The organism is Neokomagataea anthophila (genome assembly GCF_018122595.1).
Lineage (GTDB): Bacteria > Pseudomonadota > Alphaproteobacteria > Acetobacterales > Acetobacteraceae > Gluconobacter > Gluconobacter anthophilus.
Map to the genome: position 1 here is coordinate 1 of NZ_JAGRQH010000279.1, position 210 is coordinate 210.

General features: G+C 51.4%; 1 protein-coding gene. It reads left to right on the forward strand.

Annotated elements, in window-relative coordinates:
* Positions 1–194, forward strand: a 194-nt coding sequence (locus KB213_RS12680; RefSeq protein ID WP_211683627.1) for a hypothetical protein, incomplete at its 5' end; no start/stop codon positions are given.
* Positions 195–210: the final 16 nt, after the last annotated feature.

Here is a 210-nt window from a genome sequence, read left to right on the forward strand (position 1 = left end):
CCCTTGTTCAATGGTCTGCTGTCGACCCGAACCAGCGATATCCGATGCTCGGCAAGAGCATCCCAATGATCAAGATGACGGAGGGTGAAAGGGAGAACGATGTATCCAACCTATTCAAAGAGATTTTAGTCCAGGCGCCGGATCAGCTCGCCTTCCTCGGCGATATTCTGTCACACCTACATCCCTACAAATAGAGCGGCTCTAATGTCG